The organism is Novosphingobium sp. fls2-241-R2A-195, from assembly GCF_030209485.1.
Taxonomy (GTDB): domain Bacteria; phylum Pseudomonadota; class Alphaproteobacteria; order Sphingomonadales; family Sphingomonadaceae; genus Novosphingobium; species Novosphingobium resinovorum.
Window position 1 is genome coordinate 1 of sequence record NZ_JARVRY010000038.1, and the last position, 23,327, is coordinate 23,327.

Annotated in this window: 20 protein-coding genes and 1 tRNA gene; 10 read left to right on the forward strand and 11 right to left on the reverse strand. The window is 64.7% G+C overall.

The features are described from left to right. Window positions 1-76: 76 nt before the first annotated feature. The 6 genes from QRN25_RS24380 to QRN25_RS24405 form a co-directional block, all read right to left on the reverse strand. Window positions 77-152, reverse strand: a tRNA-Lys gene (locus QRN25_RS24380). A gap of 102 nt (window positions 153-254) precedes the next feature. Beyond that, a complete protein-coding gene (rodA, locus tag QRN25_RS24385) occupies window positions 255-1,367 on the reverse strand; it encodes a rod shape-determining protein RodA (RefSeq protein WP_008831883.1) in 1,113 nt (370 codons plus the stop codon). Beyond that, window positions 1,364-3,466, reverse strand: coding sequence for a penicillin-binding protein 2 (gene mrdA / locus QRN25_RS24390; RefSeq protein ID WP_285021982.1), 2,103 nt, complete (start codon window positions 3,464-3,466; stop codon window positions 1,364-1,366). The genes rodA and mrdA overlap by 4 nt, the downstream gene beginning before the upstream one ends. 10 nt (window positions 3,467-3,476) lie before the next feature. Then, window positions 3,477-4,025 carry a rod shape-determining protein MreD gene (gene mreD, locus QRN25_RS24395; RefSeq protein ID WP_231958158.1) on the reverse strand — a complete coding sequence of 183 codons (549 nt, stop codon included), beginning with the start codon at window positions 4,023-4,025 and terminating at the stop codon, window positions 3,477-3,479. Between the two features lie 2 nt (window positions 4,026-4,027). Continuing rightward, window positions 4,028-4,912, reverse strand: a complete 885-nt coding sequence (locus QRN25_RS24400) for a rod shape-determining protein MreC (RefSeq protein ID WP_008831880.1) — start codon at window positions 4,910-4,912, stop codon at window positions 4,028-4,030. A 103-nt stretch (window positions 4,913-5,015) separates the two neighbouring features. Further along, complete coding sequence (locus tag QRN25_RS24405) at window positions 5,016-6,062, reverse strand: rod shape-determining protein (protein ID WP_008831879.1); 1,047 nt, start codon at window positions 6,060-6,062, stop codon at window positions 5,016-5,018. Window positions 6,063-6,322: 260 nt separating this feature from the next. Between QRN25_RS24405 and mutL the strand changes: the two genes are divergently transcribed. Continuing rightward, a complete protein-coding gene (gene mutL, locus QRN25_RS24410) occupies window positions 6,323-8,131 on the forward strand; it encodes a DNA mismatch repair endonuclease MutL (RefSeq protein ID WP_285021983.1) in 1,809 nt (602 codons plus the stop codon). A 253-nt stretch (window positions 8,132-8,384) separates the two neighbouring features. Here the strand turns inward: mutL and QRN25_RS24415 are convergent, their stop codons facing one another. After that, window positions 8,385-9,050, reverse strand: coding sequence for a carbonic anhydrase (locus tag QRN25_RS24415; protein WP_285021985.1), 666 nt, complete (start codon window positions 9,048-9,050; stop codon window positions 8,385-8,387). A 96-nt stretch (window positions 9,051-9,146) separates the two neighbouring features. Between QRN25_RS24415 and lipA the strand changes: the two genes are divergently transcribed. Both lipA and QRN25_RS24425 read left to right on the forward strand, forming a co-directional pair. Next, window positions 9,147-10,106 carry a lipoyl synthase gene (gene lipA / locus QRN25_RS24420; RefSeq protein WP_271183297.1) on the forward strand — a complete coding sequence of 320 codons (960 nt, stop codon included), beginning with the start codon at window positions 9,147-9,149 and terminating at the stop codon, window positions 10,104-10,106. A gap of 4 nt (window positions 10,107-10,110) precedes the next feature. Further along, a complete protein-coding gene (locus tag QRN25_RS24425) occupies window positions 10,111-10,578 on the forward strand; it encodes a type II toxin-antitoxin system RatA family toxin (protein WP_285021988.1) in 468 nt (155 codons plus the stop codon). A gap of 109 nt (window positions 10,579-10,687) precedes the next feature. Here the strand turns inward: QRN25_RS24425 and QRN25_RS24430 are convergent, their stop codons facing one another. Genes QRN25_RS24430 through QRN25_RS24440 form a run of 3 tightly spaced genes read right to left on the reverse strand, consistent with a single transcriptional unit; the run spans window position 10,688 to window position 12,942 of the window. Then, the gene (locus tag QRN25_RS24430; RefSeq protein ID WP_008828554.1) at window positions 10,688-11,188 is read right to left on the reverse strand and encodes a CinA family protein; all 501 of its coding nucleotides are present in this window, start codon (window positions 11,186-11,188) and stop codon (window positions 10,688-10,690) included. A gap of 2 nt (window positions 11,189-11,190) precedes the next feature. After that, window positions 11,191-11,736: a hypothetical protein gene (locus QRN25_RS24435; RefSeq protein ID WP_285021990.1), complete on the reverse strand. Its 546-nt coding sequence runs from the start codon at window positions 11,734-11,736 to the stop codon at window positions 11,191-11,193. Between the two features lie 27 nt (window positions 11,737-11,763). Next, window positions 11,764-12,942, reverse strand: coding sequence for a bifunctional 2-C-methyl-D-erythritol 4-phosphate cytidylyltransferase/2-C-methyl-D-erythritol 2,4-cyclodiphosphate synthase (locus QRN25_RS24440; RefSeq protein ID WP_285021992.1), 1,179 nt, complete (start codon window positions 12,940-12,942; stop codon window positions 11,764-11,766). 80 nt (window positions 12,943-13,022) lie between these two features. Between QRN25_RS24440 and dusB the strand changes: the two genes are divergently transcribed. From dusB to hflX, 7 genes are all read left to right on the forward strand, one after another. Further along, the gene (gene dusB, locus QRN25_RS24445; protein WP_271183301.1) at window positions 13,023-14,054 is read left to right on the forward strand and encodes a tRNA dihydrouridine synthase DusB; all 1,032 of its coding nucleotides are present in this window, start codon (window positions 13,023-13,025) and stop codon (window positions 14,052-14,054) included. Further along, the gene (locus QRN25_RS24450; protein ID WP_008828550.1) at window positions 14,051-15,169 is read left to right on the forward strand and encodes a two-component system sensor histidine kinase NtrB; all 1,119 of its coding nucleotides are present in this window, start codon (window positions 14,051-14,053) and stop codon (window positions 15,167-15,169) included. The genes dusB and QRN25_RS24450 overlap by 4 nt, the downstream gene beginning before the upstream one ends. Then, window positions 15,166-16,593 carry a sigma-54-dependent transcriptional regulator gene (locus tag QRN25_RS24455; protein WP_271183303.1) on the forward strand — a complete coding sequence of 476 codons (1,428 nt, stop codon included), beginning with the start codon at window positions 15,166-15,168 and terminating at the stop codon, window positions 16,591-16,593. The genes QRN25_RS24450 and QRN25_RS24455 overlap by 4 nt, the downstream gene beginning before the upstream one ends. Before the next feature lie 111 nt (window positions 16,594-16,704). Continuing rightward, the gene (locus QRN25_RS24460; protein WP_271183523.1) at window positions 16,705-18,900 is read left to right on the forward strand and encodes a sensor histidine kinase; all 2,196 of its coding nucleotides are present in this window, start codon (window positions 16,705-16,707) and stop codon (window positions 18,898-18,900) included. A 30-nt stretch (window positions 18,901-18,930) separates the two neighbouring features. Continuing rightward, window positions 18,931-20,328, forward strand: coding sequence for a nitrogen assimilation response regulator NtrX (gene ntrX, locus QRN25_RS24465; protein ID WP_271183304.1), 1,398 nt, complete (start codon window positions 18,931-18,933; stop codon window positions 20,326-20,328). 147 nt (window positions 20,329-20,475) lie between these two features. Next, complete coding sequence (gene hfq / locus QRN25_RS24470) at window positions 20,476-21,075, forward strand: RNA chaperone Hfq (protein ID WP_271183305.1); 600 nt, start codon at window positions 20,476-20,478, stop codon at window positions 21,073-21,075. Between the two features lie 16 nt (window positions 21,076-21,091). Then, window positions 21,092-22,486, forward strand: a complete 1,395-nt coding sequence (gene hflX, locus QRN25_RS24475) for a GTPase HflX (RefSeq protein WP_285021996.1) — start codon at window positions 21,092-21,094, stop codon at window positions 22,484-22,486. A gap of 37 nt (window positions 22,487-22,523) precedes the next feature. Here the strand turns inward: hflX and mazG are convergent, their stop codons facing one another. Further along, window positions 22,524-23,297, reverse strand: coding sequence for a nucleoside triphosphate pyrophosphohydrolase (gene mazG / locus QRN25_RS24480; RefSeq protein ID WP_285021997.1), 774 nt, complete (start codon window positions 23,295-23,297; stop codon window positions 22,524-22,526). Window positions 23,298-23,327 lie beyond the last annotated feature (30 nt).

Genomic DNA, 23,327 nt, shown 5'->3' on the forward strand with positions numbered 1-23,327 from the left:
AAGGACCCGCTGATTAAGAGTCAGCTGCTCTACCAACTGAGCTATGCGTCCCCACATGGTCTTCGTGGAAATAGGATGGTGGACGCACTTGGGCTCGAACCAAGGACCCGCTGATTAAGAGTCAGCTGCTCTACCAACTGAGCTATGCGTCCACGCTACCTGTCCTCGAAGGGCCTTGCGGCCCCGCCGGTCGGCGGCGGAGAGGTCCCTATAACGGCAGATTTTTGGATTGGAAGCGAAAACTTGAAAAAGTTTCAGCCGAGTGACCCTCTGCCTTGATTCCAACGGTTTACCGCCATGATCGTGCCCAGGCAGATCATGTTGGTGAGCATCGAAGTGCCGCCGTGGCTCATGAAGGGCAGGGGAATTCCGACCACCGGGGCAAGGCCCATGACCATCATCAGGTTGATCATCACGTAGAAGAACATCGTGGCGGTCATGCCCGCCGCCAGCAGGCTGGAGAAGCGGTCCGGCGCACGACGTGCGACCCCCATGCCCCAGCCGATCACCACGGTGAACACGAAGAGGACGAACAGCCCGCCCATCAGACCCCACTCCTCCGACATGGTTGCGAAGACAAAGTCGGTGTGCGGTTCCGGCAGATACTGCAGGTGGCTCTGCGTGCCGTTGCCGAAGCCCTTGCCGAAGATCCCCCCCGAGCCGATCGCGATCTTGGACTGGGTGATGTGATAGCCGGTGCCGAGCGGGTCGCCCTCCGGATCCATGAACACCAGCACGCGGTTGCGCTGGTAATCGTGAAGCAGCGTGAAGAACGCGATCGGAGCGATGACCATCATGGCACCGCCCGCGCCGAGGAACCACCACAAGGGAAGCCCCGCGAGGAACATCGTCACCACGCCGCCGAAGCACACGGCGGTGGCGGTGCCGAGGTCGGGCTGGATCAGCACGAACAGCGCCGGAACGCCGATCAGTACGCCCGCCGGGACGAGGCCGCGCCAACTGGCGGTCATGGCGTGGGGCAATGTCTCGTAGAAGCGCGCCAGCACCAAGACGATCGCCGGTTTCATCAGTTCCGATGGTTGCAGCGACATGAAGCCGAGGTTCAACCAGCGCTGGCTGCCGCCGCCGACCGCGCCGATCAGTTCGACGAGAACCAGCAGGATCAGGATCGCACCGTAGATGGGATAGGCCGCCATCCGGAACAGGTTGCGGCTCATCCGGGCGATGACCATGGCCATGACTAGGAACACGCAGAAGCGTACCACATGGCTGAGCGCATAAGGCTGCAGGCTGCCGCCGGCTGCCGAGTAGAGCACCGCCGCGCCGAGTCCGACGAGCCCGCAGAGCGGGATGATCATCTGCCAGGGCTGGCGCGAGATCGCCTCGGGAACGATGGAGCGGCTCATTGCGGCGATCCTCCGGCCCCGGGCGAAGTCGCGGGCGTAGCGGTGGGCGAGGGCGCCGGTGCCGGTCGATCGGCCTCGTCGGCAGGCTCGGGTGCGGGCGACTGCGCCTCGCTGATGGGCTGGCGTGGGTCGTCGGGCTGGTCGGCGCCCTGCAGCTTGCGGCGCTCCTCTTCCGGCGAAACCTTGGGAGCGCCGACCCCGTACTGCGCGGAATAGGCGCGGAAGCGGGCGTCGAGGCGCTCCTTGGCGGTGCCGCCCCACTTCGTCTCGAGTTCGGTGAGGACTTCCATGCCCTTCTCCTTGTCGAAGATGTAGGTCAGCACGTCGCGCGCGATCGGATAGGCCGCGCCGGAACCGCCGCCGTGCTCGACGACCACGGAGCAGGCATAGCGCGGGTTATCGGCAGGGGCGAAGCAGATGAAGTGCCCGTGGTCGCGGTGCTTCCACAAGCCGCCTTTGCCGTTGCCGACGTTGAGGCCGACGACCTGCGCCGTACCGGTCTTTCCCGCCAGCTTGATGTCGGGGAACGGCAGGCGTGCGTGAGGGGCCGATCCGGGGCCGTTGGCGACGTCGGACATGGCCTGCCGGATATAGGCGAGATGCTCCTCGGGCACGCCGAGGGATGCCTGCTTTTCATGTTCATGGCCATGGATCATCTTGGGCATGATGATCCGGCCGCTGGCGATGCGCGATGCCTGGATGGCCTGCTGCAGCGGGTTCACGAGGAAATAGCCCTGACCGATCGTGGCGTTGACCGTATCGAAGGTCTGCCATTGCTTGTCGTACTTCTTTAGCTTCCAGGCGGGGCTCGGAACCGTGCCGTAGGACTGGCCCGCGACCGGCAGCGGAAACTCCTGACCAAGGCCGAGGCGCTTGGCCATCGCTGCAATCGGATCCATGCCGATGCGCTGGGCGAAGTGGTAGAAGTAGACGTCGCAGCTCTGGTAGATGCCCTTGGCCATGTTGACCTGGCCGTGGCCGCGCCGCTGCCAGCAGTGGAACACACGGTTGCCTACCCGCAGGCCGCCGCCGCAGAAGACGCTTTCGTTCGGATCAAGGCCGGCTTCCATGAACGACAGCGCCACCATCGGCTTGACCGTGGAGCCCGGCGGATAGAGCCCGCGCAGCACCTTGTTGCGCAGCGGCACGTGATCGTCGTCCGACAGCATCTTCCATTCGAGACGGCCGATGCCGTCGGAAAAGCTGTTGGGATCGAAACTGGGCATCGACGCCATCGCAAGCACGTCGCCGGTCTGGCAGTCCATCACGACGACGGCGGCCGATTCGGGGCCGATGCGCCGGGCCGCGTAGTCCTGGATCGCGGCGTCGATGGTCGTCTTGATGGTCTTGCCCGGAACATCCTCGCGCGTGTCGAGGTCGCGCACGATGCGGCCCGAGGCGGTCACCTCGACGCGCCGCGCACCGGGAGTGCCGCGCAGATCCTTCTCGTAAAATTTCTCGAGCGCGTCCTTGCCCAGCTTGTAGCCGGGGGTGAGCAGGACGGGGTCGTGGTCCTTCTCGTACTCCTCGGCCGAGGCGGCGCCGACGTAGCCGATGAGGTGGCCTACAGAGGGGCCAGTAGGGTAGAAGCGCGAGTAGCCGCGCTGGGTGACCACGCCGGGAAGGTCCGGCAGGCGCACGCTGACCGAGGCAAAACGCTCCCAATCCAGGCGGGATGCGACCTCGACCGGGGCGAACCCGTGCGACCGGTCCAGCTTGTCCTGCAGGTCCTGCATCGCGATCGGCGTGAGCGACAGCAGCTTTCCGAGTTCGGCGATGGTGCGCTCGGGATCGCTCATCCGCTCGGGGATCACGTCGACCCGGAAGTCGGCGCGGTTGGAGGCGAGGGGCTGGCCGTGGCGGTCGAGAATCCAGCCGCGCCGCGGCGGGATCAGCGACAGGTTGACGCGGTTGCTCTCCGCCTTGAGCTTGTACTTCTCGTTCTCGAAGACCGAGAGGTACGTCATGCGCGCGGCGAGCAGGCAGCCGATGCCGCCCTGGATGCCGCCGACGACGATGGTGCGCCGGTCGAAGCTGTTGCGCAGGGTGCCGTTGGTGACGTGCGGGGCGCGGATCAGACGCCTGAAATTGAACTTCATGAGCTGGACTTCATCGCATGACCACGAAGGGGGTCAGGCGAAGGCGATCCATCAAGGCCACGAAGCGGCCGACGAGCGGGTAGATAATCACGGAAATCACGATCTGGGGCACGATCACATTGAGGGGGGCGGAAGCACCGGCGATGTTCGATACGCCGAGGCAAAGTACGATATACGCCACGATGAGCCCGATCGCCACCAGCCACTCGGTCAGGAAGTTGCGCCAGGGCAGGCGTGTCTCGACATGGTCCAGAACGATCGTCGACAAGGACCACAGCAGCACGGCGGTGCCGAACGGCGATCCCGAGAACAGGTCGTCGAAGAGGCCGAGCGGGAGTCCGGCCCACATCGGCATCAGGCCGGGGCGCAACTGCCGCCAGGCGATGAACATCAGGAAGCCCAGCGGGGGCAGGACGGGCGCCGACGCGATCAGCACCCAGCCCGGCGCCAGCGATCCCAGCATTACCGTCAGCCACGGAACCCCGCCCGCGATCGTGCGCGAGGGCTTGCGGTTGATCCTCTGCTTTACGACCGTGTCGTTGCCGGACAGCAGCGGCACGATCACTCGCTCCCGGGCGCGGGTTCGGCGGGAGGCGGCGGGGGCGGCGGTGCCCAGGCGCGCTCGACGACGACGTAGTCGGTGTCGGACGGGTTGCTCAGGACCCGCGCCATCGCACCGTCGCGCAGCAGTTCGGTGATGACCGCAAGCGGCGTGCCGGGCCGATAGAGCCCCCCCGAGCCGGAAGTGACCATCACGTCACCCTTGCGCAGCGGATTGAGGCCGAGGTTGACGAGTCGGATGCGGATCGTGCCGTCGCCGTGCCCTTGCGCAAAGGCGGGCACGCCGTCGCGCGCGCGGCGCACCGGGACGATGCTTTCGGTATCGGTGATGAGTAGCACGCGCGCGCTCGACATGCCGACTTCGAGGACGCGCCCGACGAGGCCCATCGGTGAACGGACGGGCATGCCCTTTACCACGCCCTTGTCGGTGCCCGCGCCCAGCGTCGCGAAGCGGCGGGTGCTGGCGCCGGTGGAACTGACCAGCCGCGCATAGGCGACCGGTCGCCCATCGTCCTCGCGCAAGTCGAGCAACTGCTTGAGGCGGCGGTTCTCGGTTTCGGTGGCCTGCGCCCGCGCGATGCGGACCTTGGCTTCGGCCAGTTCGCGTTCCAGCCGGGCATGCTCGCGCCCCGAGAGGAAGAAGCCGCCGATCTCCGCCATGAAGTCCTTGCCAGCGCGCCGGCCGCCAGCGGTCGCCTGCGCAGGCGACTCCGTCAGGTCCGAAGCGGCACCGCGCAGCGCCGAAAACGCATTCGGATTGACCATGGAGACGACGAGCAGACCCAATCCCACCACCGCGCCGAGCACGCCGGCGGTGTACTGGAAGAACGTCGAATATTGCGCCCTGCGCGAAAAGCCGGAGCGCCGATTGGCTGGCGGTGCCATGCGCCATGCACTCCTGTCATTCCCGCGCGGCGGTCCGGTGCAGGATATCCGCCGCGCTTTTCAAGGAGCCCGCACCTCGCACGGCGCGGTGCTCCCTATTCGATCAGGCGGACATCAGGACGCCGCGATAGATCGGGTCTTCCATCGCGCGGCCGGTGCCGAGCGCGACGCAGGACAGCGGATCTTCGGCGACGCTGACGGGCAGGCCGGTTTCCTCGCGCAGATAATCGTCGAGACCCTGGATCAGGGCGCCGCCGCCGGTCAGGACGATGCCCTGGTCGACGATGTCGGCGGCGAGTTCCGGCGCAGTGTTCTCGAGCGCGATGCGCACGCCTTCGATGATCTGTCCGATCGGCTCGGCCAGAGCCTCGGCGATGTTCGCCTGGCTGATGGTGATTTCCTTGGGCACACCGTTGACGAGATCGCGGCCCTTGATGTGGATCGTCTCGCCGATGCCGTCGGCCGGCATGATGGCAATGCCGTAGTCCTTCTTGATGCGCTCTGCCGTTGCGTCGCCGATCAGCAGGTTGTGGTGACGGCGGACGTAGGAGACGATCGACTCGTCCATCTTGTCACCGCCCACGCGCACCGAAGTGGTGTAGGCGAGGCCGCGCAGCGAGAGCACCGCGACTTCGGTGGTGCCGCCGCCGATGTCGACGACCATCGAGCCGACCGGTTCGGTGACGGGCATGTCGGCGCCGATCGCCGCGGCCATCGGCTCGAGGATCAGGTAGACTTGGCTGGCACCCGCGTTGCTGGCGGCGTCGCGAATGGCGCGGCGCTCCACCGAGGTCGATCCCGAGGGAACGCAGATCACGATCTCGGGGTAGCGGAACAGGTTCTTCTTGCCGTGCACCTTGCGGATGAAGTGCTTGATCATCTCTTCCGCGATTTCGATGTCGGCGATGACGCCGTCGCGCAGCGGGCGGATGGCCTCGATGTTGTCAGGGGTCTTGCCCATCATCATCTTGGCATCGTCACCGACGGCCTTGACCTTCTTCACGCCGTTCAGGGTTTCGATGGCAACGACGGAAGGTTCGTTCAGCACGATTCCGCGATCTTGTACGTAGACCAGCGTATTAGCTGTGCCGAGGTCGATCGCCATGTTCTGGGAGCCGAGTTTGAAGAATCGCGAGAAGGGGCCGGCCATCTAAAATCCGTTTCTTACCAATCGTTTGCCGAATCACTCTCGACATCGACGACCGGGGGTTGCGGGTAGGAGGGCTCCCCTTAGCCCATCGATTCGCGAAAGGCCAAAATTTTGTTCCCGATTCCGGGGGGAAACGCTCATCGCCCGTCTCGAATTAGCGCCGTTTCGTCGCTAGTTTGACCTGCTGCCGCACGATGCGTCCATGACGCCTTCAACGTTCGCATTTTGTCGAGAAGCCCCCAATCTTTGTCGAGACCCTGATGCCCACGATCCGCCGCTTGCCCGAACACCTCGTCAACCGCATCGCCGCCGGCGAAGTGGTCGAACGGCCGGCGTCCGCGCTCAAGGAACTGGTCGAGAACGCCATCGATGCGGGCTCCACGCAGATCACCGTGAGGATCGCCTCGGGCGGTCTCGACATGATCGAGGTGACCGACGACGGCTGCGGCATGCGCCCTGACGAGATCGCGCTTGCTCTGGAGCGCCACGCGACCTCCAAGCTGCCCGACGAGGCGATCGAACTGGTGGCGACGCTGGGCTTCCGGGGCGAAGCTTTGCCATCGATCGGTTCTGTCGCGCGGTTGACGATCGAAAGCCGTCCGCACGATGCTGCCGAGGGTTGGATGCGCGTGGTCGATCACGGCACCGTCGCGGTGGACACGCCCGCCGCATTGCCGCCGGGAACGCGCATCCGGGTCGAGGATCTCTTCGGCAAAGTGCCTGCGCGGCGCAAGTTCCTGCGCTCGCCGCGCTCGGAATACGCGGTCTGCCTCGATGTTGTGCGCCGTCTCGCCATGGCGCGGCCCGACGTCGGTTTCGTGCTGGAGCATGACGGGCGCCGCACCATCTCCGTGCAGCCGCGCGAGGAACTGGCGGCCCGCGTCGCCCGCCTCGTCGCGCGTGAGCTTGCCGAAGACGGCGTGGTCATCGAGGCCGAGCGCGGAACGGCGCGGCTTACCGGGGTCGCCGGCCTGCCGACCTACAATCGCGGGGTGGCGGATCACCAGTACTTGTTCGTCAATGGCCGTCCGGTGCGCGACAAGCTGCTTGTCGGCGCGGTGCGCGGTGCCTACTCCGATATGCTGGCGCGCGATCGCCATGCGGTGTTGGCCCTGTTTCTTGAGATTCCACCTGAGGAAGTGGACGTAAATGTCCATCCGGCCAAGACCGAGGTGCGCTTTCGCGATCCCGCCTTCGTGCGCGGGTTCCTCGTCGGGGCGCTGCGTCACGCGCTGGAGGCGGCAGGGCAGAAGAGCGCGCAGCCGCCTCAGGCCGCCGCGATGAACATGTGGCAGGTCGAGCCGGTTGCGCCCGCGCCCTCGATCGGCTCGCTGTTCGCGCGCGAATATTCCGCGCCGCGCAGTGACTACCAACCCTCGCGCGTTTCGGAGACGGGCACGGCGTGGCGCTCCTACGAGGCCGAGGTCATGGCCCAGCCCGCCGCGCGCGCCGAAGCGGCCGAAGACGCGAGCGAGGAAGCGCTGCGCTATCCGCTTGGCGTCGCACGCGGGCAGGTGGCGGGGACCTACATCGTCGCCGAAGCGGAAGACGGCCTTGTTATCGTCGACCAGCATGCGGCGCACGAACGGCTCGTGCTGGAAAAGCTCAAGGCGGCGGGCGCCGAGGAGGCGATGAACCGCTCGCAGGCATTGCTGCTGCCCGAAGTCGTCGAACTGGAGGAAGCCGCCTGCGATGCGCTGGAAGACAAGCTCGCAGACCTTGCCCGGCATGGCCTCGTCCTCGAACGCTTCGGACCGGCGGCGATGCTGGTGCGTGCGGTGCCATCAGTGCTGTCTAAAAGCGACGTCGGTGCTTTGGTGCAGGACGTAGCGGACGACCTGGCGCGCAATGGTGATGCTCTGCTGCTGGGGGAGAAGCTCGATCTCGTGCTTGCGACAATGGCCTGCCACGGTTCGGTGCGGGCCGGGCGCTCATTGTCGGTCGCGGAAATGAATGCGTTGTTGCGCGAAATGGAGCGCACACCGCGCTCCGGCCAATGTAATCATGGCCGCCCTACTTGGGTGAAATTATTGCACGGCGATATAGAAAAGCTGTTCGGCCGGAAGTGAGGCCGCAAGCAATGGCTGCTTTAGCCTCATTGCGCTCGCTCCCGCCATATGGATTTTCTGTTGGCGATGCGAGAACGCCCCCCTTCGATTATTAGATCATGGTTGTTAGGGTGTTATCTCGTCTCTGTTACCCAAGGCGTGTTTTAACTGCGCTGACCTTCGGCTTGGCATGCATCGGCCGAAAGATGCCGAAGGTCAGCGTCTCGATGAGGGGTAGGTCGGTGCAGGAGCCGTTCCTGACCGTCCGCTGCAGTCACGTCACCGGCGCAAACTCGCCGCTAGTTTCGTCCAAAAGATGCAGGACGCCATCGGAAATTGCGAAGAATGCGCCACGCAGCTTGAGATCGCCCCGGGCGACCTTGCTCTGCACGCAAGGGAAAGTCATCAGGTTGTCGAGGCTGACCTTGACCGCCGCCTGCTCCATCGCGCGCTCGGCGGTGCGCCCTGTGGTGCCGTGCTCGTGCGCGACCGGCACGCGGGCCTCGTCCAGCATCGAGATCCAGTCGGCCACGAAGCCACCGTGTCCGATCTCCGCGTCCTTGAGGTCCTGCGTCAGCGCCGCCTTGCAGCCGCCGCACAGGCCGTGGCCCATCACGACCACTTCCTTGACCTTGAGTACCTGCACCGCGAATTCCAGCGCGGCGGAGACGCCGTGGTGGCCCGGCGTCGTCTCGAACGGCGGCACCAGCGCGGCGACGTTGCGTACCACGAAGATCGTGCCGGGATCGACGTCGAAGATCTGGCTGGGATCGACGCGGCTGTCGGAGCAGGCGATGACCATGACCTCGGGCGACTGCCCCTGGCCCAGTTCGTCCCAGCGCGCGCGGTTGGCGCTCCAGCCGGTGCCGCGGAAACGGCGATAACCCTCGATCAGATGGTTCAGCACGCGGTCGTTGGATTCGGGGCTCTGATTAGTCATGGAGGTGGGCTCCGTTGCTGTTTTTCGAACTGATGGTTCGCCATACGCCGGATATTCGGGCTGGCAAGGTTGCGTGCATATGACTATCTGGACGGCATGAACGATCTCTCCTCCGTACCGGTTCCGGAAGAAGCCCCCGCCCGTCAGCGCAAGCCCGACTGGATTCGCGTCAAGGCGCCGACCAGCAAGGGCTACGGCGAGACGCGCCAGCTGATGCGCGACCTCAAGCTCAACACCGTGTGCGAGGAAGCGGCCTGCCCGAACATCGGCGAGTGCTGGACGAAGAAGCACGCAACGGTGATGATTCTCGGCGACACCTGCACCCGCGCCTGCGCGTTCTGCAACGTCAAGACCGGCATGCCCGGCCGCGTCGATGCGGCGGAGCCGGACAACGTCGCCGAGATGGTGCTGAAGACGGGCCTCGAGCACATCGTCGTCACCTCGGTAGACCGCGACGATCTTCCGGACGGCGGCGCCAGCCAGTTCGTCAAGGTGATCCAGGCGGTGCGCGCGGCCTCGCCCGCAACCACGATCGAAATCCTGACGCCCGACTTCCGCAACAAGATGCAGCGCGCGGTCGAGTCGATCGTCCAGGCGCGCCCGGACGTCTACAACCACAACCTCGAGACGGTGCCCCGCCTCTACCCGACCATTCGCCCCGGCGCGCGCTACTACGCCTCGCTGCGGCTGCTGGAAGAGGTGAAGCGCCACGATCCGTCGATCTTCACCAAGTCCGGCATCATGCTCGGCCTGGGCGAAGAGCGTCTGGAAGTCCATCAGGTGATGGACGACATGCGCTGCGCCGACATCGACTTCCTGACCATGGGCCAGTACCTGCGCCCGACGCCCAAGCATGCCGAGGTCAAGGAATTCGTCACCCCGCAGGCGTTCAACGCCTACGGTGCGATCGCGCGGGCCAAGGGCTTCCTGCAGGTGGCGTCCTCGCCGCTGACGCGTTCGAGCTATCATGCCGGCGATGACTTCGCCCAGATGAAGGCCGCGCGCGACGCCAAGCTGGCCAAGATGCAGCCCGTGACGGCGACCTCCGGGGCCTGAACTCATGCCCGGCATTCATGAGACCAAGCGCCTGCCTTACAGCGCGGAGCAGATGTACGACCTCGTCGCCGACGTCGGCCGCTATCAGGAATTCCTGCCCTGGGTCGTCGCGACGCGGGTGAAGTCCGACGACGGCCGCGAGATGATCGCGGACATGCTGGTCGGCTTCAAGGCTCTGCGCGAAAAGTTCACCTCGCGCGTCGAGAAGGAGCGCCCGCGCGTCATCAAGGTCCACTACGTCGATGGTCCGATGCGCGATCTCGACAACGTCTGGACCTTCCATCCGGTCGACGAGACTTCGTGCGACCTTGAGTTCGACGTGAAGTTCACCTTCCGCAACCCGCTGTTCGAGAAACTGGCGGGGCAGTATTTCGACAAGGCGTTCCGCAAGATGGTCGCCGCCTTCGAAACCCGTGCGGCAGAGCTTTACGGGGTCGCAAAGGTGGGTGAACCGTCGTCGTCCCGGACTTGATCCGGGACCGCTGGCGGTCTTCAGGCTGGAACTCGCGTCAGGGCGCTTCAGCGATAGCGGGGTCGTTCACGGCCAGCGGTCCCGGATCGAGTCCGGGACGACGGATGACTTACGGCAGCAGCAGTTCCAACGCCACGATCGCTGCCTGGTGGCGGATTTCCGCGCGGGTCGTACCGTCCAGCAGCTTCTGCTCGGCGTTGACCTCCTCCTCGCCGCGCCGGGCGCAGGCGAAGACGACCGTTCCGACCGGCTTCATCTCGCTGCCGCCGTCCGGTCCGGCGATGCCGCTGATCGCGACCGCGACGTCCGCCCGGCTCTTGCCGATTGCGCCCTGAGCCATGGCCCAGGCCGTCGCGGGAGAGACCGCGCCGAACGAATCGATGATGTCGGAGTGGACCCCCAGCATCTCCATCTTGGCCTCGTTCGAATAGGTAACGAAACCGCGATCAAGCACCGCCGAGGAGCCCGGGATCTCGGTCAGCGCCGCGCAGACGAGGCCGCCGGTGCAGCTTTCGGCCACCGAAACCATGCGGCCGAGTGCCTTGTTCTCCTCGATCACCCTTTGGGCGAGCGCATAGAGGTCTTCCGGGAAGAAGGGATTCGCGGCCATCGTCAGTCCTTGCAAAGCGTCACTTTGCCGAGCTTGGGATCGGCGCTGCCGGCCACATCCATGCTCAGCGCGATCAGTCCGGCGGTGTTCTCGGGCGGGAGGGGCGAGAGCAGGTCGATCGCGAGGTCGAGCTGCTTGCAGGACTTGGGCGCGATCCGCTGCGAGACGAAGCCCTCCACGAAAACGTCGGCCATCTGGCGCAGCGTGTCGTCGGGAAGGCCGGTCATCATGTTCGCGGACCCGCCGCCGCCCTGCGTATTGAGGGCCTTCAACAACGCGGGCTTGGCCTTGGGCCAGTAGCGGTCCTTCTGCGCGGCGTAGCGGGCGGCAAGGCCCGGTCCCTTGGTGCGCAGAAACGCATCGGCGGGCAGTGAAGGGGCGCAGCGCTTCGCGGTGCCGTTGATCGCCTGCGGCAGGGAATAGGCGATCAGCGAGGTCGCCTCGGCCTTGCTGATGCACATTGGCTCGGCCGCCATCGCGGCGCAGGGCGTCATGGCAAGCGCCAGCGCAAGGGTTCGCGGGCCAAGGATTGAAGACAGTCCAAGCATGCAGGAAGTTCCTTTGCGCCCCAACAGTTATACCAGACCCAGACTGACCACCGCCTGCGCCGCGATCCCCTCGCGCCGCCCGGTGAAGCCGAGCTTCTCGGTCGTCGTTGCCTTCACGCTGATCGCGGCGATGTCAACGCCGAGTATGTCCGCAAGCCGTTCGCGCATGGCCTCGCGATGCGGGCCGATCTTGGGCGTCTCGCAGATGATCGTCACGTCGGCATTGGCGAGGGCGTAGCCCGCCTCGGCCACCAGTTTGCCCGCGTGGGCGAGGAAGCGGTCCGAAGCGGCGCCTTTCCACTGAGGGTCGCTGGGCGGAAAGTGCTGGCCGATGTCCCCGGCGCCGATCGCGCCGAGCATCGCATCGACGAGCGCGTGGATCGCCACATCGGCGTCGCTATGGCCGGAGAGCCCATGCGTGTGCTCGATCCGTACGCCGCAGAGCCACAGTTCCTCGCCTTCCTCAAGGCGATGGACGTCGTAACCACTGCCGACGCGCACCAGTGGCTTCGAAGCGCCGAAATCGGCGGCGTAGGTGAGTTTGTGCAAGGTTTCGTCCCCTTCGACGAGTGCCACTTCCATGCCCCATGCCTGCGCGACTTGCGCATCGTCTCCGGCATTGGTGGGGCCGTCCCAGTCCCGGTGTGCGGCGAGCACTTCGGCGAAGTGGAAGGCCTGGGGCGTCTGGACCCGACGCAAGTCCTCGCGCCGGGCAGGGGCGCCCATGAGATCGCCCGCCGCATGCGTCAGGCTGTCGGCCACGGGCAGGACCGGAATCGCACCCTTGTGCTTGTCCAGCGCGGTCTGCAGGCGTTCGATGACTCCGGCGGGCAGCAGCGGGCGGGCAGCGTCGTGGATCAGGACGCGGTCGGGTTCGGCGCCAGCCAAAACTTCCAGCCCGAGGCGCACCGATTCCTGCCGCGTCGTGCCGCCGGTGGTGAACTGCACGCCCGCAATTCCGGCCAGTACTTCACGGGCGACGGCTTCCGCGCCATCGGGAATGACCACCAGAATCGGCGCGCATCCGGCTGCCGCCAGCGCCTCGACCGAGTGTCGCACGACCGGCTTGCCGCGCCAGCGCGCAAACTGCTTGGGCACCGGTTGACCGGCGCGCAGGCCCTTGCCTGCGGCCACGACTAGCGCGGCAGTACGAATGCCAGTGCGATCACGGGGCGAATTCTGCGGCTCTGAGACGATTTGCGACATTGCCGATGCCGGTAATCGCTTGCCGCATTGAGGGCAATCCACTATGCGCTGCCTGTTTTTTAGGCAGCACTGCACGCATCATGACTCAATTGCCCAATCCTCCGGCACTCAAGCCAATCCAGGTCGGTCCGGTGACGATCGACTGCCCGGTCGTGCTCGCGCCGATGACGGGTGTTTCGGACCTGCCGTTCCGCCGGATGGTGCGCGCCTTCGGGTCGGGCCTCAACGTCACCGAGATGATCGCCAGCCCCGCCGCGATCCGCGAGACGCGCGTGTCGCTGCAGAAGGCGATGTGGGACAAGGTCGAGGACCCGGTCTCAATGCAGCTGGTCGGCTGCGACCCTGAACAGATGGGCGAGGCCGCCAAGCTGGTCGAGGATCGCGGCGCCGCGATCATCGACATCAACATGGGCTGCCCGGTGCGCAAGGTCGTCAACGGCGACGCGGGCTCGGCGCTGATGCGGCAGGTGCCGCTGGCGACCAGGCTGATCGAGGCGACCGTCAAGGCGGTGAAGGTCCCGGTCACCGTCAAGATGCGCATGGGCTGGTGTCACGACAGCCTCAACGCCCCCGAACTCGCGCGGATCGCCGAAGATCTGGGCGCGAAGATGATCACCGTCCACGGCCGCACCCGCAACCAGATGTACAAGGGCGAGGCCGACTGGGCCTTCGTCCGCAAGGTCAAGGACGCGGTGTCGATCCCGGTCATCGTCAACGGCGACATCTGCACCGTGCACGACGCCGCGCAGGCGCTGGAACAGTCTGGCGCGGACGGTCTGATGATCGGGCGCGGCTCTTACGGACGTCCGTGGTTTCTCTCGCAAGTCATGCAGTGGTGGCGCGGGGAGGCGGTCTCGGCCGATCCCGACATTGCCGGGCAGTACGACATCATCCGTCGCCACTACGAGGACATGCTCGACCACTACGGCGCGGACACCGGCGTCCGGATGGCTCGCAAGCACCTTGGCTGGTACATCAAGGGCGTGCGCGGCTCGGCCGAGTTCAGGAACAAGCTGAACTTCATAGCCGATCCTGCTGAAGTCCTTCGCGAAATCGATGAGTTCTATGCTCCCTACCGCGGTACCGACGACAGTCAGCTCCGCGCCGCATGAGCCTGGACACCCGGACCGATCTGCCTGACGCCCAGCGGTTGCTGGCGAGCCTGCCGCATGCCGTGCTGCTGCTGGAGAACGGACGGACGATCGCCTGGCTCAACCCGGCGGCAGAGCAGTTCTTCGGCCAGTCCGCTCGGCGCCTCGTCGGGACGCGGCTGCGCGACATCATGTCGATCTCCGACCGCCGCCTGCTGGATCGGCTATCGGATTCCGAGGCGCCGGTCTCCGCACGCGAAATCGTGGTGCAGATCAAGGGCAAGGGCGCGCGGCGGATCGACATCAACGTCGGTCCGGTGGCTGACAGTCCCGGCTGGCAGGTCGTGTCGCTTCACGACAATTCCGCGTCCGAAGCGCTTGGCGACGACTCCGGTGGCCCTGACAACGCGGTCCTGCGCGGCCCCGAGATCATGGCGCACGAGATCAAGAACCCGCTCGCCGGCATTCGCGGCGCAGCGCAGCTTCTCGCGCGCAAGGTCGACGAACGCGACAAGGCGCTGACGGACCTCATTACCGGCGAGGTCGACCGCGTCGCGGGGCTTATCGAGCGGATGCAGAAGCTGAGCGGCCGCACGACGCCGCCGGTGGAACCGTGCAATCTCCACGAGGCAGCCCGCCGCGCCATCGACGTGCTCAACGCGGCCAAGGCGGAGAAGCCGGCGTTCCGTCTGGTCGAGGAGTTCGATCCCTCGCTGCCATCGGTGCTCGGCAGTCCCGACGGGCTGGTGCAGGTGATGATGAACCTGCTCTCCAACGCCGCCGATGCCTGCAAGCACGTCGCCGAGCCGCGCGTGATCATCCGCACCCGCTTCGCCAGCGGCCTGCAGCTTCACACCGGCGATGACGGTGCCCCGCTGCGCCTGCCGATCGAGGTGCGCGTCAGCGACAACGGCCCCGGCATCGATCCGGCCATGCGCGATCATATCTTCGAACCGTTCGTCACCACCAAGAAGTCGGGGCAGGGCCTCGGCCTGCCGCTGGTCCGCAAGCTGGTGCGCGACATGAACGGTCGCATCACCCACGACCGCGACGACGAGAATGGGCTGACGCACTTCCGCATTCACCTGCCGCTCGCCCGCGAGACGCGCAATCGCCCCCGGAGAAAGACGGCATGACGCAGAACGTGCTGCTGGTCGAGGACGACATGTCCATCGCCATCGTCATCACCGCCGCGCTCGAAGCGGAAGGGTTCGGCGTTTCGCACTGCGTCACCATCGCCGAGCGTGACCGGATGCTGGCGGATCGCGGGTTCGCGGCGCTCGTCACCGACGTGATGCTTCCGGACGGTGACGGGATCGAGACGATCGAGCGGGTCCGCGCGCTGCATCCGCACATGCCGATTGTGATTCTCTCGGCCCAGAACACGCTCGATACCGCCGTGCGCGCCACCGATACCGGCGCCTTCGAGTATTTCCCCAAGCCGTTCGACATCGACGAACTGGCGCGTACCGTGCGCCAGGCAGCCGGCACGGCGCAGGGCCTTGCCGCGGACGGCGAGGAGCCGGTCGCGGACGGTCTGCCTCTGGTCGGCCGCAGCGCCGCGATGCAGTCGGTGTTCCGCATGATCACCCGCGTCCTGCGTAACGACCTGACGGTGCTGATCCTGGGCGAATCCGGCACCGGCAAGGAACTTGTGGCCGAAGCGATCCATCAACTCGGCAATCGCCGCGAAGGCCCGTTCATCGCCGTCAACACCGCCGCGATCCCCGCCGAACTGATCGAGAGCGAACTGTTCGGGCATGAGAAGGGCGCCTTCACCGGCGCCGTCGCCCGCCATGTCGGCAAGTTCGAGCAGGCAGCGGGCGGCACCCTCTTCCTCGACGAAATCGGCGACATGCCGATGCAGGCGCAGACCCGCCTGCTGCGCGCCCTTCAGTCGGGCACCGTGCGGCGGGTCGGCGGCCGCGAGGAAATCCGCCTTGACACCCGCATCGTCGCCGCGACAAACAAGGACCTCGAGCCCGAAATCGCCGCCGGGCGCTTCCGCGAGGACTTGTATTACCGGCTCAACGTGGTGCCGATCCACATGCCGCCGCTGCGCGACCGCCGCGACGACATCGACGTGCTGGCCCGCCATTTCCTGCAGCACGCCGCCAACGAAGGCCTCCCGCGTCGCCAGTTGACGAAGGAAGCCGCAGATGTGCTGAGCCGCCAGCCCTGGCGCGGCAATGTGCGCGAGTTGAAGAACTTCATCTACCGCCTCGCCCTGCTGGCGCGCGAGGACGTGATCGATGCCGACGCGGTCTTGCCGCTGCTTGCGCAGGAAGCTTCCACGCCGGTCGAGGATGATGGCGCGTCCGGGGTTTTCGACATCGCCAGCGCCGTGGCTCAATGGCTGATCGCCAGTCGCCCGGCCAGCGGTACGATCTACGACAGCGCCATGGCTGCTTTCGAGCGACCGCTTTTTGCCGAGGTGCTCCGCGAGACGGCTGGAAACCAATTGCGTGCGGCGCAAGCGCTGGGGATTAATCGCAACACCTTGCGCAAGCGTCTCGCCGAACTTGCGCTCGATCCCGAGGAATTCGCTCGTCGTCCCTAGAAGGGCCTTCGTGGATTTGCTCTTGCAGCCGGGTCACACTCCTGTTGTAACAGCGCAACGATGAGTGAAGTTTCCGTCCAGAAGCGTGCCTGGCCCCGATGGTGGCGGCGAATGCAGGTTGCTGCGCGCCGGGCGAATTTCTTTGCGGTCATGGAAGTGCTGTCGGTCGTCGCTTTCCTGGCAATGACGGCGACCACATGGTTCGCGCTCAACGGTAGTGGAGACCGTCGCGAACTCCTGCCCTCGAACCTGACCGCGAGCCTGCTGGTTGGGACGTTGGTGCCCGCGATGGCGATCCTCGTGCTGCTCGGGCGACGCATGGCGCTGCGCCGGGCGGCCGAGCACGCGACCGGTGGCACCGGACAGATGCACGTGCGCCTCGTGTTCATCTTCTCCCTGATCGCTGCAATCCCGACCTTGCTGGTAGTGGTCTTCGCATCCTGGCTGTTCCAGTCAGGCGTCGAGTTCTGGTTTTCCGACAGTTCGCGGGGCCTGCTGGAAAATGCCAACAAGCTGGCGCGGGGTTACTATGAACAGACGCTGCGTGACGTGGGCTACGAGTCGGTGGCGATGGCAACCGACTCGCGCGAAGAACTGAGCCGCAGTCCCGTCGCAAGCCGCGAGTTCCAGGCATTTCTCTCTTTTCACGTCATTCGCCGGAACCTGAGCGGCGCCGCGATCATCCAGATCGACGCTAGCGGAGAGCAACGTACGCCGATCATCGTCGATCCGGACGGTGTTGCGGAGAACAACCGTATCAGCAAGGACGGTCTCGAAAGGCTCGACAAGGGCGAGCCTTATGTCGTCAGCGCGAAAGACAACCGCATCGTAGCCGCTGCCCCGATCGAGCGATCATCGGGGGTCTATCTTCTCGTCGTGCGCAGTTCTGACCTCCTTTCATTGAGCCAGGGCGAGCGGGCCGAGAACATCGTCCAGGCATACGAAGTCCTCACCAATCGCGCGCGGGTGCTGCAGTTGCGTTTCAACGTCGCGCTGTTCGTGGCGTCGCTGGCGCTCGTCGGCTTGTCCGTTTGGTTTGCCCTGCGTTTCGCTGATAGGCAGGTCGAGCCGTTGTACCAGCTCGTGGATGCCGCTCGTCGAGTGGGGGCGGGTAACTATGCCCTGCGGATCGAAGGACGGACCGGTGCCGACGAGATCGGCCTGCTCAACCGCGCCTTCAATCGCATGACTGCGCAGATCGACAAGCAGACGCAGGCCTTGCTCGGCGCGAACCGGCAGTTGCACGAGCGCAGCGTCTTCATCGAGGCCGTACTGGAGTCGGTCACCTCTGGTATCATCTCGCTCGACGGTGAGGGACGGATACTGCTGCTGAATTCGACGGCCCAGAAGCTATTGACCAATCGACCGGAAGATGTGCCCGAAGGCATGCCCATAGCGGAACTAGCACCCTCGATTGCCGCCCTGGTGGAGCAGGGCATGACGGGCGGCATCGTCCAGTACAATCGCGGCGGCGACCTCCTGACCCTTACCGTCAAGACGAGCCGCGATGCCACCGGTCACGTCATCACCTTCGAAGATATTACCCGCCAACTTCTCGACCAGCGCACTGCCGCATGGTCGGACGTGGCACGGCGCATCGCCCACGAGATCAAGAACCCGCTCACCCCGATACAGCTGGCGACAGAGCGCCTCAGTCGTCGCTATCGCAAGCAGATTACTGACAATCCCGAGCTGTTCGAGGACCTGACCAGAACGATCATCCGGCAGGTCGGGGACCTTCGCAAGATGGTCGACGAGTTTTCATCGTTCGCTCGCCTCCCAAAGCCGGTATTCCGGACCGAGGATCCTGTCGCGCTTACGCGCCAAGCCCTGTTCCTCCAGGAAGTAGCGCGCCCGGACATCGACTTCCGTTTCGCCTCAGAGCGCGACATTCGGGTCATCGACTGCGACCGGCATCAATTCGGGCAGGCAATGACAAATGTTCTCAAGAATGCGATAGAAGCCACTGAAGCAAAAGCCAAAGAGGCAGACGAAAAGTATCGCGGTGCAATCGCAGTCGAGGTCGTCGAGCAACACGAGTCGATTCTCGTACGGGTCACCGACAATGGCATCGGCCTTTCGCAAGACAAGGAGCGACTGATCGAACCTTACGTGACTACACGGGAGAAGGGCACCGGGCTCGGCTTGGCGATCGTTAACAAGATCATCGAAGAACACGGCGGTGAAATGACCTTCACCGCCGCGCAAGGGGGGGGCACCACGGTCACCATGCGCTTCGCGCATGACCCGCTGGCCCAGGAAGCAACCAGTTCGGCATCGGTCCGCAAACCGGAAGCCGCGCAATGATCCGTTTTTCCAGCACGAAGAAGATGGCCCATGGCACTTGATATTCTGATCGTCGACGACGAGCGCGACATCCGCGAACTGGTCGCCGGCGTGCTGAGCGACGAAGGTTACGAATGCCGCACGGCAGGCGACAGCGACGCAGCGTTGGCAGCGGTCGATGCCCGGCGGCCGTCACTGGTGCTGCTCGACGTGTGGCTCCACGGCAGCCCGATGGACGGCCTTGAAATCCTGGATGCGATCAAGGCGCGCGAGCCGGAGTTGCCGGTCATCATCTTCTCGGGCCATGGCAACATCGACACCGCCGTCGCGGCGATCAGCCGCGGTGCGGTGGACTTCATCGAAAAGCCTTTCGAGGCGGAGAAGCTCCTTCACCTCGTTGGCCGCGCTACCGAGACCGAGCGCTTGCGCCGAGAGAACGCGCAGCTGCGTCAGGGCGTGTCCATGGGCGAGGAGTTCACCGGTTCCAGCGGCGTCATCAACCAGGTTCGCGCGACGCTCAAGCGCGTTGCCAATACCGGTAGCCGCCTGCTCATTACTGGTCCCGCCGGATCGGGCAAGGAAGTCGCGGCGCGTCTGCTCCACGCCTGGAGCCCGCGCGCGGGCAACGCTTTCGTCAGCGTCAACTCTGCCCGCATCACGCCCGAGCGCTTCGAACAGGAACTGTTTGGCGAGGAAGCGGACGGTACGCTGATTCGTTCGGGCCTGCTCGAAAGCGCCGATGGCGGTACGCTCTATTTCGATGAAGTGGCCGATATGCCGGCTTCGACACAGGCGCGTATCCTGCGGGTTCTGACCGACCAGGCGTTCGTGCGCGTTGGTGGTACCCGCCAGATTCGCGTCGATGTGCGCGTGGTTTCCTCGACTTCGCGCGATCTGGAAAAGGAAATCGCTGAACGCCGATTCCGTGAGGATCTGTTCTACCGCCTCAACGTCGTGCCGATCTCCATCCCGGCGCTGCGTGAACGTCGTGATGACATTCCCGCATTGATCGACCATTTCTTCGCTCGCTATGCCAACGAACAGGGCGTGTCGCCTCCACAGGTGAGCGGCGAGGCGATGACCGCGCTTCAGGCTTACGAGTGGCCCGGCAACGTGCGGCAGCTTCGCAACGTGGTCGAACGCACCGTGATCATGGCCCCGCGTGAGAAACTCGCGAAGATCGAAGCGGACATGCTGCCGCCGGAAATCTTCAACAGTCGGGGCGGGGCTGATGCAGGCGTGACCGTGATGATGAGTGCACCCTTGCGCGAAGCGCGAGAGAGCTTCGAGCGGGAGTATCTGCGTGTCCAGATTCGGCGCTTTTCCGGCAATATCTCCAAGACCGCCGCATTCATCGGGATGGAGCGTTCCGCCCTCCACCGCAAGCTGAAGCTGCTGGGCATGTCCGAGCGTCGCGAGGACGAGACAGACCTCGACGAGACTATCTGATTTGCTGTAACATTTTTGCTACAAAAACCCCGTTTACTGCATTGCAGCAAATGGGTAGTTTCCGATTCGAGAACGGCCCGCGCCAATGGCGGGACCAGATCGCGGACCGCATGCATGGGCGGCCGCCAAAAAGAAGGAGAATACAACATGGCTGGTCGTACCCTTTCCGCGCGTCCTAAAGCTACGCCGGAACCTGAGGCTGAAGAGGCTTCGCCGCCCGCTACCACCGCGCCTGCATCCGTCCCGGCTTCCACTGGCGCGTCGACGGGGAAGGGTGGTCAGAATCTGCAGGACCAGTTCCTGAACCTGCTTCGTAAGAACAAGACCCCGGTCACCATGTTTCTCGTCAAGGGCGTGAAACTGCAGGGTATCGTCACCTGGTTCGATAACTTTTCGATCCTGCTGCGCCGTGATGGGCAGTCGCAGCTTGTCTACAAGCACGCGATCTCGACGATCATGCCGTCGACACCGGTCGATGCACGCCAGTTCGGCAATGGTCCGGAAAATGCCAAGAAGCAGCGTGTGCTGCAGGACGTCTTCCTTTCCAGCATCCGCAACGCCGGCGTGCAGGTGACGATGTTCCTCATCAACGGCGTCATGCTGCAGGGCCGTGTTGCCGCTTACGACCTTTTCTGCATGCTGCTCGAGCGCGAAGGCTACGTGCAACTGGCCTACAAGCATGCGGTTTCAACGATTCAGCCCGTGACTCCTGTCGATCTTCAGGCGCATGAAGAAGCAGACGACTGAGAGAAGCTGAATCAACTTGAACGATGAACTGAAGGGCGAGGTCACGCGCGGTGCGCGTGCCCTCGTCGTCTATCCGCAGATGAAGGGTTCTAGAGGCGATCGGAGCGACCTTGACCCGGCAGCCCGCCTTGAAGAAGCGAAGGGCTTGGCCCTCGCTATCGGTCTCGAGGTGGTCGAGGCGATGGCCATTGTCATACGCGAGGCGCGCCCAGGTACGCTGTTCGGCGAAGGCCAGATCCAGAACATTGCGACCGCATGTACCCTCGAGGAAGCGGAGCTGATAATCGTCGATGGTTCGCTGTCTGCAATCCAGCAGCGCAACCTCGAAGAAAAGCTCAAGCGCAAGGTTATCGACCGCACGGGGCTGATCCTCGAGATCTTCGGTGAGCGTGCGGCAACCGCTGAGGGCCGCCTGCAAGTGGAGCTTGCACACCTCGACTACCAGGCGGGCCGCCTCGTTCGCAGTTGGACTCACCTCGAGCGCCAGCGCGGCGGCTTCGGCTTCCTCGGCGGTCCCGGCGAAACGCAGATCGAGGCCGACCGTCGTATGATTCGCGACCGCATGGCCAAGATCCGCCGCGAACTGGAGCAGGTGCGCCGCACGCGCGGGCTCCACCGGGATCGGCGTGAGAAGGCGCCGTGGCCGGTAATCGCGCTCGTCGGCTATACCAATGCAGGTAAATCGACGCTGTTCAACCGGCTGACCGGTGCAGGCGTCATGGCCGAGAACCTTCTGTTCGCCACGCTCGATCCGACCATGCGGGCGATCCGCATGCCGGGTCTCGAAAAGGCGATCCTGTCAGATACCGTGGGTTTCATCTCCGACCTTCCGACGGAGTTGATCGCCGCTTTCCGTGCGACGCTGGAGGAAGTGACCGCCGCGGACGTTATTCTGCATGTGCGCGACATCGCCAATCCTGACACGGAGGCGCAGAAGCGCCAGGTGCTCGATGTACTGGCCGACCTCGGCGTGATCCAGCCGCCGCTCGACGATCGCAAGCAGCGTCAGGCTCCCGCCCTCGACTGGTCGGACGACGAACCCGAAGACGAGCCGGAACCGCAAGTGCCGATCATTGAGGTCTGGAACAAGTGGGACTTGCTCGGCCCTGACCAGGCGCACGAACTTCGCGACGTCGCCGTGCACAGGGAAGGGGAGGTCATCATCCCCGTCTCGGCGCTGACCGGAGAGGGTTGTGAGGCACTGCTTGAGATCGCGAGCCGCAACCTGACGCGCGATTCGAAGCTCTACAGCTTTGTCTTGCCAGTCGCTGACGGCCAACGCTTCGCATTCCTTCACGCGCGCGGCGAAGTGGTGTCCGAAGAAGATGCTGGCGAAGGTGAGCAGGGGCCTCAGATGAGGCTTGAAGTACGCTTGTCGGAGCGGGAATTCGGGCGCTTCATGGCGCTTTGAGTGCCGCTATGGTAGCGTCATGTGCCGTGATGCGCGTTTATTCGGCGCGCTTCACGGCCTGCCAGTAACCTTCCTGTTCTTCCAGGGAAAGTGCGGCGAAATCGCGGTTTTCCTGGGCCGAGAGGGTCTCCATCGCGCGGAACCGGCGCTCGAACTTGGCGTTCGCGGCGCGCAGCGCATCCTCGGGCGCGATTCCGTTCAAACGCACGAGATTAACCGCTGCGAACAGCAGATCGCCGGCTTCCTCCAGCCGTTCCGCAGCCCCGGCTTCAGCGAGTTCCTGCATTTCCTCGTGCACCTTGTCCGCGGCTCCGCTCGGATCGGGCCAGTCGAAACCAACCCGCGCCGCACGCTTCTGGAGCTTTTCGGCCCGCATCAGAGCCGGAAGCGAGAGTGCGACGCCGTCGATCGCGCTGGTCGCTCCCTTGGCGACGCGCTCGCTGGCTTTGAGCTTTTCCCAGCGATCAATCTGCGCATCGTCGGAAACGTCGTCACCGAAGATGTGCGGGTGGCGGGCCTCCAACTTGTCCGAGATTGCGGCGGCGACATCGCCAAAAGCGAAATGCCCGAGTTCTTCTGCCATGCGCGCATGAAACACGACCTGTAGCAGCAGGTCGCCAAGTTCTTCGCGCAGGGACGAAAGATCGTCATGCGCGATGGCTTCGGCGACTTCGTAGGCTTCCTCGATCGTATATGGTGCGATCGTCGCGAAAGTCTGCTCCTTGTCCCATTCGCAGCCGTCCTGCGGATCGCGCAGGCGGGCCATTATGGTCAGAAGGCGATCGATCTGCTGGTGTCGGTTCTGTGTCATACCTGAAATGATAATGATGATTATGTAAAA